The sequence below is a fragment of the uncultured Pseudomonas sp. genome (assembly GCF_943846705.1).
Lineage (GTDB): Bacteria > Pseudomonadota > Gammaproteobacteria > Pseudomonadales > Pseudomonadaceae > Aquipseudomonas.
This window is the reverse complement of sequence record NZ_OX044366.1, coordinates 3,048,087-3,062,103: the sequence shown is the minus strand read 5'-3', so window position 1 is coordinate 3,062,103 and position 14,017 is coordinate 3,048,087. Positions and strand designations below refer to the sequence as shown.

Annotated in this window: 12 protein-coding genes; 3 read left to right on the top strand and 9 right to left on the bottom strand. The window is 61.5% G+C overall.

Annotated features, from left to right (window positions below):
* Window positions 1-20: 20 nt before the first annotated feature.
* Both Q0V31_RS14440 and Q0V31_RS14435 read right to left on the bottom strand, forming a co-directional pair.
* A complete protein-coding gene (locus Q0V31_RS14440; RefSeq protein ID WP_298188526.1) occupies window positions 21-455 on the bottom strand; it encodes a DoxX family protein in 435 nt (144 codons plus the stop codon).
* A 123-nt stretch (window positions 456-578) separates the two neighbouring features.
* Window positions 579-1,964, bottom strand: a complete 1,386-nt coding sequence (locus Q0V31_RS14435) for a transglycosylase SLT domain-containing protein (protein WP_298188522.1) — start codon at window positions 1,962-1,964, stop codon at window positions 579-581.
* A gap of 236 nt (window positions 1,965-2,200) precedes the next feature.
* Here Q0V31_RS14435 and Q0V31_RS14430 point away from each other — a divergent pair, with 236 nt between their 5' ends.
* The gene (locus Q0V31_RS14430) at window positions 2,201-3,019 is read left to right on the top strand and encodes a TatD family hydrolase (RefSeq protein ID WP_298188519.1); all 819 of its coding nucleotides are present in this window, start codon (window positions 2,201-2,203) and stop codon (window positions 3,017-3,019) included.
* A 117-nt stretch (window positions 3,020-3,136) separates the two neighbouring features.
* On the top strand, window positions 3,137-4,603 hold the full coding sequence (locus Q0V31_RS14425) for a methyl-accepting chemotaxis protein (protein ID WP_298188517.1): 1,467 nt from the start codon (window positions 3,137-3,139) through the stop codon (window positions 4,601-4,603).
* Between the two features lie 18 nt (window positions 4,604-4,621).
* On the opposite strand, the gene Q0V31_RS14420 is transcribed toward Q0V31_RS14425, so the two are convergent.
* The 5 genes from Q0V31_RS14420 to Q0V31_RS14400 form a co-directional block, all read right to left on the bottom strand.
* On the bottom strand, window positions 4,622-5,419 hold the full coding sequence (locus tag Q0V31_RS14420; RefSeq protein WP_298188515.1) for a thioesterase family protein: 798 nt from the start codon (window positions 5,417-5,419) through the stop codon (window positions 4,622-4,624).
* A gap of 98 nt (window positions 5,420-5,517) precedes the next feature.
* Entirely contained in the window at window positions 5,518-6,291 is a 774-nt protein-coding gene (locus Q0V31_RS14415; protein WP_298188513.1) for a CHAD domain-containing protein, read from the bottom strand.
* Between the two features lie 66 nt (window positions 6,292-6,357).
* Complete coding sequence (locus Q0V31_RS14410; RefSeq protein WP_298188510.1) at window positions 6,358-8,355, bottom strand: DUF3488 and transglutaminase-like domain-containing protein; 1,998 nt, start codon at window positions 8,353-8,355, stop codon at window positions 6,358-6,360.
* On the bottom strand, window positions 8,352-9,308 hold the full coding sequence (locus Q0V31_RS14405) for a DUF58 domain-containing protein (protein WP_298188507.1): 957 nt from the start codon (window positions 9,306-9,308) through the stop codon (window positions 8,352-8,354). Before Q0V31_RS14405 ends, Q0V31_RS14410 begins: the two co-directional genes overlap by 4 nt.
* Window positions 9,305-10,222 carry an AAA family ATPase gene (locus Q0V31_RS14400; protein ID WP_298188505.1) on the bottom strand — a complete coding sequence of 306 codons (918 nt, stop codon included), beginning with the start codon at window positions 10,220-10,222 and terminating at the stop codon, window positions 9,305-9,307. The genes Q0V31_RS14405 and Q0V31_RS14400 overlap by 4 nt, the downstream gene beginning before the upstream one ends.
* 165 nt (window positions 10,223-10,387) lie before the next feature.
* On the opposite strand from Q0V31_RS14400, the gene Q0V31_RS14395 reads away from it, so the two are divergent.
* Window positions 10,388-13,078, top strand: a complete 2,691-nt coding sequence (locus Q0V31_RS14395; protein ID WP_298188503.1) for a cation-transporting P-type ATPase — start codon at window positions 10,388-10,390, stop codon at window positions 13,076-13,078.
* On the opposite strand, the gene Q0V31_RS14390 is transcribed toward Q0V31_RS14395, so the two are convergent.
* Window positions 13,075-13,680 carry a flavin reductase family protein gene (locus tag Q0V31_RS14390; protein WP_298188501.1) on the bottom strand — a complete coding sequence of 202 codons (606 nt, stop codon included), beginning with the start codon at window positions 13,678-13,680 and terminating at the stop codon, window positions 13,075-13,077. The genes Q0V31_RS14395 and Q0V31_RS14390 overlap by 4 nt on opposite strands.
* Complete coding sequence (locus tag Q0V31_RS14385) at window positions 13,680-13,958, bottom strand: hypothetical protein (protein ID WP_298188499.1); 279 nt, start codon at window positions 13,956-13,958, stop codon at window positions 13,680-13,682. Before Q0V31_RS14385 ends, Q0V31_RS14390 begins: the two co-directional genes overlap by 1 nt.
* Window positions 13,959-14,017: the final 59 nt, after the last annotated feature.

Genomic DNA, 14,017 nt, shown 5'->3' with positions numbered 1-14,017 from the left:
ACTGGGTGCTGCCGAGTCGCTTAACCCGCGATGCGCTTGTCCAGCGACAGCTTGCCCGCGCCTTCAATCAGAACCGCTACGCTGATCGCCAACAGTGCCAGGGCGAACTCATAGCCGTTGTTGCTCATGAAGAAACCGTTGGCCAGGTGCACAGTGACAATCGCCACCACCATGGTCACTGCCAGCACCGCAGCCGCCGGACGTGCCAGCAGACCGATGATCAGCGCCAGGCCGCCGAAGAACTCAGCACTGCCCGCCATCAGCGCCAATAGGTAGCCTGGAGCCAGGCCGATGCTTTCCATCCATTGGCCAACGCCTTCCAGGCCGTAGCCACCAAACCAGCCAAATAGCTTCTGCGCACCGTGGGCAGCGAAGGTTACGCCGGCAATGATGCGCAGCACGGTCAGGCCATAGCCTGCTTGAGTAGCAACAACAGATTTGATCAGAGCGTTCATCAGCAGTAGTCCTTGTTGTGGGAGTTGATGGGGCGCATATTAAACAAGTATACCGATAATTAAAGCCGATAAAGTCGCTAAAAACAATCGAATTAACTAATACGTTAACGCTACTAGTCGCCGCTATGGCTCTAGCAAATAGCGCTCACGTGCATATGCAAGGTAGTACTTATTGACGCTATTTACATAGCTGACGACGCCCATGCCCATCTGCTCCATCGCCACCCGCTCGACCTGAAAGAACCACTGATTGGGATTCAAGCCTCGCAGGCGTGCTTCCGCCCGCATGCTCTGTACCCGTTGCGGGCCGAGGTTGTAGCCCGCCAGGATAAAGCCCATGCGTTCACGCTCATTAAGCTGCGGGCTGTTGAAATAGTTGCGGCGAATCATCGCCAGGTACTTGGCACTGGCCTGGACATTGTTATCCAGCACGCCGATGTTACTCACACCGACCGCGCGCGCGGCCGCTGGAGTAATCTGCATCAACCCGGTCGCACCCCCTACGCCGCGTGCTGCCGGGTTGAGGGTGGACTCCTTGAAGGCCAAAGCAGCCAAGGCCAGCCAGTCGAAATCATGTTGCGCGGCATAGCGCTGCAGCACCGGCCGGACCTTCTCCAGGCGCTGCCGTTCGGTGCGGCCCAGCGGGTAATACACCTTGTACAACCGCCGGTAAACCCGCTGAAACGCCGCATCCTGGTCCGCCGGGTCACGATAGCCCTTGAGAAAACGGTCGATGCTCGCGCCGAGCATCGGCGTGTCGCGACGCACATACCAACGCATGTCACCGTCATTCGACAGTTGCAGATGGCGGTCCAGCCGCAGCTTGGGCATCACCTTGGCCCAGCGCTCGGCTATTGGCTGCTCGACGGCGGTGGCGCTAAAGATGTCGGCCTGGACCATTTCCAGTACATCCTCAATGGCCAGGCTCGGGTCAACCCACTCGACGATGATCGGTGAACGTTTGCTGGCGATCAGCCGCTGGTTAACGGCGCGTATTGCGTCCCCGGCCACACTGCCTGCCGGCAAGGCCAGGCTGCGCCCGGAGAGTTGTTCGAGGCTCTGATAGCGCCGATTGCCCTGACGGGCGACGATGATCAACGGCACATTGCTACGGATGGCAGCGCTGGCACTGAGTTTGCTGCCGCGCGGGATATGCAGCAGTTCACCGGGGGCGACCAGATCGCCCTCGCCGCGTTGCAAGGCGGCCAGCAACTGATCCTTGGCACGGAGAATGACTTTCAATTTGAGGGTGCGGCCATCGCGCGAGTTGCGGTTAAGGTACTGCTCAAAAGCGCGGATACGTTGGTACTCAACGCCAATGCTCTGGCCCTTGACCTCACCTGAACTGTTGCGGCTCTGATTGACCAGCACACGCAACTCGCCGCTGCTGCGAATGCTCGCCAGGTCACGGGCCGCTTTAGGTTGCTCGACCTGCAGCGGCCCAGCCACGCGCGCCACCGCTGTACAGGACAGCAGCAATAGGCAGCAGGTGAGCAGCACTCGCAACATCAAGGCTCCAGAACAAAGACGGCCGTCAAGGCCATGCGGCAGCTCATCTGAAAAGGGCTGCGCACACGGCAACTGACGGCTCGCGCGGGGCGCGGAGATTCGCACAGCCCGCAGCCAGACGCCAGCCAGCAATCACACATAACTTCATATATAGGCTTTAAGTGACTGTATTTGTTAGCTTTTAATCTATTCAAAAAGCTCTGTTATGCTGCCCATTCAATTTAGCAGGTAGCACCATGCAACTCATCGACATTGGCGTCAATCTGACTCACCCAAGCTTTGCCGGGCAACGCGAAGCGCTGCTTGAACGCGCCTATGCCGCGGGCATCCAGCAAATGCTGCTGACTGGCACCAGCCTCAGTGAAAGCCAGCATGCGCTGGAACTGTGCCGGCAGTTAGATGACAGCGCCGAGCATTTGTTCAGTACCGCCGGCATTCATCCTCACGATGCCAGCAGCTGGAATAACGACAGCTATGCCGAATTCAAGGCGCTGCTGGGCGATTCTCGGGTACGTGCGGTGGGTGAATGCGGGCTGGACTTTAACCGCGACTTCTCGCCCCGGCCGCAGCAAGAGAAGGTGCTGGAACAGCAGCTGGCCCTGGCCGTAGAGCTGCAACTGCCCGTCTTCCTGCATGAGCGCGATGCCGATGCACGCTTGCTGGCGATCCTGCGTGATTTCCGTGACCACCTGCCGGCGGCAGTGGTGCACTGTTTCACCGGGGAAAAGCGTGCGCTGTTCAACTACCTGGATATGGACCTGCACATCGGCATCACCGGCTGGATCTGCGACGAACGCCGCGGCAGCCATCTACATCCACTGGTCAAGGAAATCCCCCGCGGTCGCCTGATGCTGGAAAGTGACGCGCCCTTCTTGCTGCCGCGCAGCCTGCGGCCGAAACCGAAAAGCGGGCGCAACGAGCCGGCCTACCTCTTCGAGGTGCTGCGTGAAGTGGCCCTGCACCGTGGTGAAACCGAACAGGACTTAGCCACCCACAGTAACGCCAGTGCACAGGAGTTCTTCAAGCTGCCGGCGTTCAGCGTCGCAACAACGTAAGCACGTAATCACGCTGCCAATGCAGGCTTGTTGATAAGGATCAATGGATCCGCCGTGGTGCTGTCCGACAATACTGGCACTTCGCCAAATATTGACACGCCACACAGAGACACCTGCATGGGCCATTGGATCAGCGACCTTTCCCTGAAATACAAGTTCTGGGCCGTGAATGCCGTGGCCTTCTTCACCACCCTGCTGCTGGTGCTCTATGCGCTGCACCTGGAACAACAGACGCATCAGCACGCCGCCAAGCAGGCCGCGCAACAGCAAGCGCGCCTGCTCAGCCAATGGCCGCAGGATCAGCCCCTGCCGAAAGCCAATCATCTACTGAGCTTTGCTCCTGAGCAGGCTCCGCGCCTGCCGGACAATCAGGGCAATGCCTTGCTCAACGCGCACGGCTGGGTCGAGTTAAACGGTAGCGCGGGGCTGATTGGCGCCGAAGTCATTGTCCGTGCAAACGCTCAGCGTCTGGCCATCACCGCCTCAGCACCAAGCTTCAGCCAGGTGTTCATCGACCGAGCGCCGAGCTATGCCGGGGTGGTTGCTCTGTTGATGTTGCTGCTGTTGGCCGCCTCACAGTTGCTGATTCGCTTCCTCCTCAACCACCTCAACACCCTCAAAGACGTGATGCTGCAGGTAGAACGCAGTGGCAACCTGAGCACCCGCGTGCCACTCGCATGCCGCGACGAAGTCGGCCAGATGGCCACCGCCTTCAATGCCATGCAGGCCGGCTACCAGCGGGTGGTGGGCATTGTCGCGCAAGCGGCGGCGCAGCTTGATCAAGGCGCCGAACAGCTGGCAGGCAATATGCGCGATGTGCGCCAAGGCATGCTTGATCAACAAAGCGAAACCGAGCAAGCCGCCACGGCCATTAATCAGATGTCCGCCACGGTGCAGCACATTGCCGAACACACCGCCGCGACCCGCGACCAATCAAAAAACGCCGAACAACTGACCCGTGGCGGCCAGCAGGTAGTCAATCGCGTGGCGCTGTCGATTTCCGGGCTGTCCAGTGGCGTGCAGCAGACCGCGCAAATGATCGAACAGTTGGCCGTCGACAGCCAGAAGATCAGTGGCGTGGTCGGGGAAATTCACGGCATCGCCGAGCAGACCAACCTGCTCGCCCTGAATGCGGCAATCGAAGCGGCCCGCGCCGGAGAGATGGGCCGCGGCTTTGCCGTGGTCGCCGATGAAGTGCGCAACCTGGCCAAACGCGTGCAAGGCTCCACCAGTGTCATCACGCAGATGATCAACACCCTGCAAAGCGGCACCCGCGATGCAGTGGACTATATGCAGGACAGCTCAATCAAGGCCGATGAATGCGTCAAACAGGCCGACGCAGCCGGCCAGGCCCTAGCCGCCATCACCGAGTCAGTGGCGCACATGCGCGCAAGCAATACGCAGATCGCCGTGGCCGCCGCGCAACAGAGCCAGGTCGCCGAAGAGATGAACCGCGCGGTGATGCGCATTCATGCCGTCACCGAGCAGACCGTCACGCAGACCGGGCAATCGGCGCTGACCAGTAGCGACCTGGCCGACCTGGCGGGTGAACTGAACACAGCCATTCGCCAACTCAAGCTGTAACACGCCAAACCGCCAGGTTCAGCCAAACACCGCCACGGTCTGCCGGCTGATCGCCAGTAACTCACCGGCCGGCGACCACAGCGCGGCGGCGATGTGTCCGTAACCATCGCGGGCATGTTCGATCTGCGCGCGGTACAGGCACCAGTCTTGGGTATTCAACTCGCTCATGGGCTGGACAAACTCAATGGTCCAGGTCAACGAGCTGCCCGGTGCCGGCGCACTCAAGTGCGACAGCACGGCCGGTGGCCAGGCATCGACCAAGGCCAGCAGGTGGGCCTCAGTGACTGGCTCGCTGCTACTTTGCTCACGTAGGCGCACCCAACCGCCCATCTCCCGCGCTGGATTGCCGCTAAACGGCATGCCGCCAAACGCCCAGCGCATGGCCAGGTAGCGGGTAAATTCCGGGGTGACGCCCGGGATATAGGGCAGCTCTTGGCACTCATCGACCGGTTTGGCCTGCGGCGCGGCTTCAGCCTGGACCGCGATGCGTGACTCACGCCCGGCACCGAAGCTGCCCTGCACGATGGTCACTACCTGGCCATTCTGCATCGCACGGCCCAGCACCTGGCTGACGGCCTTGCCTTCACGCAGCACTTCCACTGCAAAGCTGATCGGCACATCCGGCGCAGCTGGGCCGACAAAGGTAATCGCCAGCGAGCGCGCCGGCCGCCCGGCGGGCACCTGAGCACGCATGGCGTCGTACACCAGCGCCGCCACCAGTCCTCCGAAGCTGGCCCGGCCTTGCGCCCATTGCGCCGGAATTTGCACCGCTTGCGGGTTGTTACGCACTGCCTGGAGTAACTCGGAAAAGCCCATAACCACCTCAAGAACTAAACATGCGGGTGATCTTAGGGCAAAGGCAGCACCGATTGGCACGGCATTTCAGCCAAATAAGCCGAAGGTATAAGCACCGATCAGTCCTTATGGCGGGTGATGTCCCTGACTAATTTATCCAAGGCCCGATCAGCCGCTTGCTCAGCACGCTGCATGGCTGCCCGCCAGGCCGGCACGCACGGCTGTAGGTCAGCCTCTGTCTCGGCCCGCAGCAGCCACTGCCAATGGTCGTGCCAATCACCTAGTGCCGATTGCGCCTGCTTGAGCCGCAGCCGTGTGCGCCCGGACAACTCGCTCAGCGCGGGGTACGCCTCAGTCGCATAGCGCAAACGCTTAACCAATAAACGCAGACGATGACGATCATGGGCAGGATCAAGCAGCGCCTGCAGCAGACGCTTGCGGTCTTTACCCAAGCGCTGCCTGATTAGCCGGTGCAAGCCACGCAGTTGTTCGCCGCCGGCCGCTTCTCGCCACTGCGGCGGCCAGCCATCCAGAGCGCTGAGCAGCTGCGCCAGCAGTGCGCTGTCCAACAGCTCGGCATAGCCCTGCTGCAGCAGTGGCTGGCGTGATTGCGCCGCCGCATACAAACCTTGCTGCTGGAGATAGCGGTGCAGCACTTCAAGGTCACGCAGCGGCCCGCTTACTCGGCCCACCTCAGCCGCCCGCTGTTGCAGGTCGGCGCAGGCGTTCAGCGCCATTAGAGGCCGCAGCAAACTGCGCAGTTTGCGCAAGGCGATGCGCAGATCATGCAAGGCCTCATCGTCGGTGCCCGCCAGCAGCCTTGCACGGCAAGCAAACAGGCGAACCTGTATACGCAGGACGTGCTGTTGCACCTCATCAATCAAGCTTTGCATCGTCTCACTCCGTTGAAATCGCTTGCCCGCTTATGCGCGTATTGAGTCGGCACACGTGACCAATGATCACTCAGGCTGTACTCGGGTAAAGCGCCAAGGTAATGCTCGACGCAGTGTTTGCAAGCGCTGAGTTAACTGCGCAACTGAAAGCGCTTGCCCGGCATAGCGCTGCGCCTCGAAAGCGGCGGCGAAGTCAGTAATCGCCTGCGCCTGGGCAGGCAGCTGCAACGCCGCTCGCACGGCATAGTCACGCGGGCCTTCACCGGGCCGACGCGGTACACCATGGCGCGCCAGCAGCGCCTCGAAGCGACGGAACAGGCGCTGCTGCGCATCGCGCTCACGCTGCCAGGGCTTGAACAACCAAAGCGCGAGCAAACCGAGCAATAGCCCGCCGCAGCCAACCAGGCCCAACACCAAGGCTTGCCCATCGACACGACCCAACCAGCGCTTTAAGAACGCCAACTGCTGCTCACCCTGATACCCGAGGACCCAGCGCTGCCAGCCGTAATTGACGTTGTCCCAGGCCAGACGCAGGTCATTCAGCCAACTGAGGTTGCGATAGCGCAACGGCGAAAAGGGCGACCCCTCAAGAAAACTCTGTTCACCGGCCAGAGCTTCCTCCAAGCCCATGTCGATGCGTTCGGGCGCCACCTGAAACGTCGGGTCGACACTGACCCAACCCTGCCCAGCCTGCCAGTATTCGACCCAGGCATGTGCATCGAACTGGCGCACTTGCACATAGTTACCCGCCGGGTTGAACTCGCCACCCTGATAGCCTGCCACCACCCGTGCCGGGATGCCGGCGGCGCGCAGCACATAGGTCATCGCCCCGGCGTAATGGGCGCAAAAGCCGCTGCGGGTTTCAAAGAGAAAATCATCAATGTTGTTCACCCCCAGCGTCGGTGGGCGCAGCGTGTAGGCATAGGGCTCACGGTTGAAATGGCTGAGCAGCGCCTGCACCAGCTGCTCGGGCCGCGGATAGTCGCGTTTGAGCTGCTCGGCCCAGGCGCGGCTGCGCGGTTCACCTTGCACCGGCAGCTGCAAGGCACGGCGCATGGGTTCGGCGGCCAACTGCGGCTCACGCAACGCCTGCGGCCAGGAGCTGACCTGGTAGATCAGCGAACGCTCCACCGGCTGGCGCCGCTGCAGGCGAAAGTCGCTCATCTGGCGGGTTTGCTCCAGTGAGGTTTGCGCCACATCCAGGGCAAACAGCCAGCGCTGCCCGCTCGGTTGCATGATGATGCTGTAGCTCAATGCCTCGCCGTGCTTCTGCCACTGCGCCCCCGAGGCAAACTCGGCGTAATCGGATTGCGACCAGCGCCGCCCATCAAAACGATCCAGGGTCAGTGCACGCCAATACAACTCACTGCGTGGCGGCGTTGCTCCGTTGAAACTGGCGCGAAAGGCCAAGGCGGCGGAGCGACTGAGGTCGGCAATATCAGCCGGCGCCATGCTGTTCGACAAGCCTGTGGTGGCCTTGTCATTGGGCACGGGCAATGACCACAACGGACCCATTCGCGGGAAGAAGATAAACAGCAGCAGCATCACCGGCAGCGCCTGCAGCAGCAGCCCGCCGGCCAGGCGTGCGGTTTGCCAGGGCTGCGTGGCCAGGCTGCTTTGCTGCAAACCAATCAGCGCGGCCAGTAAGGCGGTAACCGGCAACAGGCTGTACAAGGCCATCAGCATGCTGTCGTCGAACAGGTAAGCGGTGACCACCACGAAGAAGCCGAGAAAAATCAGCACCAGCGCATCACGCCGCGTGCGCATCTCCAGCAGTTTGAGGACAAAAGCGGCAATCAGCAACACCACCCCGGCATCCAGACCGACCAGGCTGCCACGGGAGATAAACACCCCTACCGCCGCCGCCAGCATCAAGCCGCCCTTGGCCCAGGCATTCGGGTAGCGGGCGCGCATGCGGAAGATTTGCACGCGCCAGGCCGCACTGCCCAGCCACAGGCCGATGATCCACAACGGCAAATGGCTCAGGTGCGGAATGATCACCAGCACCTGCGCCACCAGTAGCCAGGTCAGGCTGATCCGTGGAATCGCGGTAGCACGGCTCATGATGCCCGTCCGAACAGCGCCAGTGCGCGCAGACAGGCATCACGGTGCAGCTCGCCACTGTCGGCGCTCAGCAGCTGGCCCGGCAGGCTCAGGGCAAACGGCTGCTGGCGCTCGGACAACTGCAGCACCCAATGGCAGAGCAATGACAGCCGCGTTTCAACATCACCGGCCAAGGCCTCGAAATCCAGCTGCACCTCACGCCCGGTGATGGAAGCAAAATCCTTGACCAGCAGGCCCTGACCACGGGAATAGGCTTTCCAGTGCAGGCGGCGCTTGGAGTCGCCCGGCTGGTAGCTTTTCAGGCCTTGGTAATCGTCCACGCCCTGGCCATTAGGACGGCTGCCCTCCTCGTCCTGATCCTCGCTGATACCGGCAGACAGTGGCAGATCCCCCGGCAAAGGGCGTGGATAAACCAGCACCCGCTGATCCAGATCAAGCCAACTCCAGGCCACCAGAATACCCAGCGGAAAACGGCTCTCGACCCGCAGGCGACCAGGTCGCAGCCAGCCGCGCTGCAAGGTTGGCAGGCTCAACTGACACTCGCTGACTCCCAGCGCGGGTACATCCTGGGTCTGCAACTCGGCTGCTGGCCAACCCAGGCTGATCGCCTGATGGGCTCGCTGGCTGCTTTCCAGGCGCACGCGAAAGCCGGCCGGCTCGCCGACGAACACCGCTGGTGCGTTACCGGCTTTGAGGATCAACCCAGCCAGGTTGCGGTAGGTATGCAGGATGGCGACTACAAAGACCGAGGCCAGAAGAAAGGTCAGGCCATAAGCCAGGCTGTTCTGATAGTTGATCGCGGCCAGCAGCATCAACAACAGCGCCAGCATGAAGGCCGCGCCGACCCGGCTGGGGATGATGAAAATCCGCCGCTGGCTCAAGCGCACACTGGCGGCGGCCGGTATGCGCCGGGCCAACCAGCGCTGCCAACGCGGCTTGAGCTGAGCGATCAAAGCGCCGGCACCTCGCGCAGCAGCCACTGCACCAAACTGCCCGCACCATGCCCGGCCGGGTCTGCACGCTCACGCAGGCGATGGCCGACCACCGAAGGCAGCACAGCCTGAACATCTTCCGGAATCACATAGTCGCGCCCATCGAGAAACGCCCACGCACGTGCGGCCGCGAGCAACGCCAGGCTGGCCCGTGGCGACAGGCCCCAGGCGAACTGCGGCTGCGTGCGGGTGGCATCGACCAGGCGCAGCACATAGTCGACCAAGGCATCGCTGGCACGTACTTTGGGTACCTCAGCCTGCAGCAGCGCCAACTCGCGGTGATCCAGCAAGGCCGGCAAACCGGGTAGCAAGGAGCGCCGCGAATCACCGAGCAATAGCGCTTTTTCCGCCGCTTTGCCGGGATAGCCGAGCGACAGGCGCATCAGAAAACGGTCTAGTTGCGACTCGGGCAACGCAAAGGTGCCGCCCTGGCTCACCGGGTTTTGCGTGGCAATCACAAAGAAGGGTTCGGGCAAGGGCCGGGTTGCACCTTCGATGGTCACCTGGCCCTCTTCCATAGCCTCAAGCAAAGCGCTCTGGCTTTTTGGCGTGGCGCGGTTGATCTCATCAGCCAGCACCAATTCAGCGAAAATCGGCCCGGGGTGGAAGACAAACTGCCCCGTGTCTTTATCAAATACCGAGGTGCCAAGAATGTCGCCGGGGAGCAGATCGGAGGTGAACTGGATACGCTGAAAACTCAGCCCCAGCACCTTAGCCAGCGCATGACTGAGGGTGGTTTTGCCCATGCCAGGCAAGTCCTCAAGCAACAGATGGCCCCGGGCCAACAGGCAGGTCAATGCCAGACGCACCTGCGGTTCCTTGCCTAACAGCACTTGATTGACCGTCTGCAGCACAGTTTCCAGTTTGGCGCGCATGCTTCACTCCTTTAAGACTAACGGGCGATGCTACTGCGCCGCGCCGCCAGGGCATAGCGGCTGGAAACCTTTACTGACGAACTTGTGTGCCAATCAATTGATCCACGCCGGCATTGAGCCGTATTGGAGTGACTAAGCTAAAAGCCAAACGCGCTGGAGTAGATCATGCAAGAGCCATCTGGCCAGACGTGGCACGCCTTATCAGGTCAACAATGCCTGCAACAGCTCAATAGCAGCGTTCAAGGCTTGAGCACTGCTGACGCCCTGCAGCGCCGCAATCAGCACGGTCCTAACCAACTGCCACAACAGCAGGTCAGCGGACCACTCAGGCGCTTTGCCCAGCAATTTCACAACGTATTGATCTACGTGTTGCTCGGCGCATGCCTGCTCACACTTGCGCTGGGTGAATGGCTCGACAGCGCGGTGATCTTTGCTGTGGTGTTACTCAATGCCCTGGTCGGCTTCATACAAGAAGGCAAAGCCCAGCATGCCATGTTGGCCATACAGCACATGCTCAGTCTGGAAAGCCGGGTGCGCCGCAACGGTCAAACTCAAAGCATCGCCGCCGAGCAATTGGTGCCTGGTGACTGGGTAATCTTGGAGGCCGGTGACCGTGTGCCTGCGGATCTGCGCCTGCTGGAAACCCGTGACCTGCGCCTGGATGAAGCAGCGCTGACCGGCGAATCACTGCCCGTGGCCAAACACCCTGACGCAGTCGCTGCAACTAACAGCCTCGCCGACCGGCGCTGCATGGCCTACTCCGGCACTCTGGTGAATGCCGGTAGTGCTGCAGGTGTAGTGGTGGCCACCGCTCGGCAAACAGAACTGGGCAAAATCAGCCACATGCTGGAAAAAGTAGTCCGCCTGCAAACGCCACTGCTGGTTGATATGGCCACGTTTGCCCGCCACTTGACGCTGGGCATTCTCGTTCTGGCGCTGTTGACCTTTACCTTTGGCGTACTGCTGCGTGGTTACAGCAGCGAAGCCATGCTGTTGGCGGCCGTCAGCCTGGCGGTTGCGGCAATCCCTGAAGGCTTGCCAGCAGTGCTGACTATTATTCTCGCCCTCGGCGTGCAGCGCATGGCCAAGCGGCGGGCAATTATTCGCCACCTGCCGGCGGTGGAAAGTCTGGGCGCGGTTACGGTGATCTGCTCGGACAAAACCGGCACCCTGACACGCAACGAGATGACCGTGCAGCAGGTGTTTACCGCAGCCCACCACTACCGCATCGACGGCGTAGGCTATGCCCCACAAGGGAGTATTCATTGTGATGATGGCCAGTTGTGCCAACTCGACGCCGCCGATGACCTGCGCGAATTGGCCCGCGCCGCTCTGCTGGCCAACAACGCCAGCCTGCTCAGCCACGACAGCGGCTGGTGCATCACCGGCGACCCAACTGAAGCCGCTCTGCTGACGCTCGCCGGCAAGGTTGGCCTGCAACTGCAGCATGAGGCCGAAAACCTGCCCCAGGTCGACGCCATACCCTTCAGCTCGGAGCAACGCTGCACCGCCAGCCTGCACCATGATCACGCCAGCCATGCGCTGATTTATATGATCGGTGCACCCGAGCGCCTGCTCGCCGCCTGCAACCGCCAATGGCGCGACGGCCATCCCGAGCAGCTCGATCTGAGACACTGGCATCAAGCGCTGGACAGTGGCACCAGTCAGGGCTTGCGCATGCTCGGCCTGGCCATACGGTCGCTCAGCGCCCCGCAACAAACGCTCGACTACCAAGACCTGAATGGTGATTACGTGCTGCTCGGCCTAGTCGGCATGCTTGACCCACCCCGTCAGGAAGCCATTGCCGCCATCGCCGAGTGCCAGCGTGCCGGCATCGCGGTAAAGATGATCACCGGCGACCACGCCGGGACAGCCGGCGCTATCGCGCAACGCCTCGGCCTGGGCGCTGGCAAACCGTTGACTGGCGCTGAACTCGATACGCTCAGCGACTCACAACTGGATCAACTACTGCCCGAAACCTGCGTGTTTGCCAGGACCAGCCCAGCGCACAAGTTGCGCCTGGTTGAACGCCTGCAGGCCCATGGCGCGCGGGTGGCCATGACCGGCGACGGCGTTAACGACGCGCCCGCGCTGAAACGCGCAGACATCGGCATTGCCATGGGCATCAAGGGCACCGAAGCGGCCAAGGAAGCCGCGCAGATGGTGCTGACTGACGACAATTTCGCCACCATCGCCAATGCGGTCGAGGAAGGTCGCACCGTCTACGACAACCTGAAGAAAACCATTCTGTTTATCCTGCCAACCAATGGCGGCGAGGCGTTGATCCTGCTGACCGCCATCGCGCTGGGGCTGACGTTACCGATCACCCCGTTGCAGATTCTCTGGATCAACATGATCACTGCCGTGACCCTGGCGCTGGCCCTGGCATTTGAGCCGGCAGAAGCCAACCTGATGCGCCGCCCGCCGCGAGACCCGAAGCTCAACCTGCTTAGCGGTCACCTGCTCTGGCGCGTGGCCTTTATCGCGGTGCTGATGACCCTGACCAGCCTGGGCCTGTTTCTCTTTAGCCAAGCGCTAGGCTGGAGCCTGGACAGCAGTCGCACCCTGGCGGTCAACAGCCTGGTTGCCTGCGAGATTGGCTACCTGTTCAGCAGCCGTCGCCTCGAAGGACCGGCCAACTTATCCCTAGGCAGCAATCCAATGGTCTGGAGCATGGTCGGCCTGTTGCTCAGCCTGCAACTGCTGCTGACCTATTGGCCGGTCATGCAGCAGGTCTTTGCCACTGCCGCCCTGCCGGCTTTCGCCTGGGGCTGGTGCCTGCTGGTAGCGCTGGGGGTATGCGCCTGTGTTGAAGCGGAGAAATGCCTACTGCGCCAGCTCAAGCGCCCGGTTTAAGGGCGCTGCAGCTCAAAGCGTTGCTCGGTACGGGTGTAACCGCTGCCGCCGAGGCGCCCAATCAAATCGAGCCGGTTGCTGTCGATCCGCCCCTGCTCATTGAGCACCCGCTCATCAATATGCGCCAGCAGCACCTCGGCAAATAACAGGTGGCAGTTCGGCGCAGCCGCAGGGTAAGGCATGGCCTCGACCAGACGGCACTCCAAGGCTACCGCCGCACCCGCCACCCGCGGCGGCTTAACCTGGACTGACGGCACACAGGCGATGTCGCAGTGCTCGAACTCGCTGATGCCATGAGGCAATACTGCCGCACTGGCATTCATCGCCTCTGCCTGCGCAAAGCCGACCAGTTGAATCACCAGTTCGCCGGTGGCCTGAACATTCAGCAGCGTGTCTTTCAGGTCACCGTCAGCACGGTGATTGACGTTGACCAGCAAGGTCGCGGGGTCATCGCTGATCACCGTAAAGAAGCTAAACGGCGCCAGATTACTGACCCCGCCTGCCGACAGGCTGGAAACCCAGGCAATCGGCCGCGGAGTGATGGTCGACGCTAGCCAGCGGTAACGCTCAAGCGGTTCAAGGGTGCTGAAATCCAGTTGCATTAACGACCCGCTCGCGACTCTCGGATATAGAAGCGCGCCCGCTCGGATTTGGCCGTACAACCTTTATAAGCCTCAAACTGCTGCTGAGTTTTCGCCGCCGTCAGCAGCGACAGTGCCTTGGAGTAACTCACCGTACCGGCAAACCCCTCGGCCTTGGCCAGATCCAGCTCCCGCCAAGCGGCGTCCAGCTGATTGGCGCAGCTGTCACGATAAGCCGTTTTACCGGCGCAACCGCTGAGCACCAGCAACAACATTGGCAGCACGATCCATAGTTTCATCAGGTAACTCCAGGAAGAGAGATGTACGATTGAATGCGTGTATCAGGGCGTATGGCCGC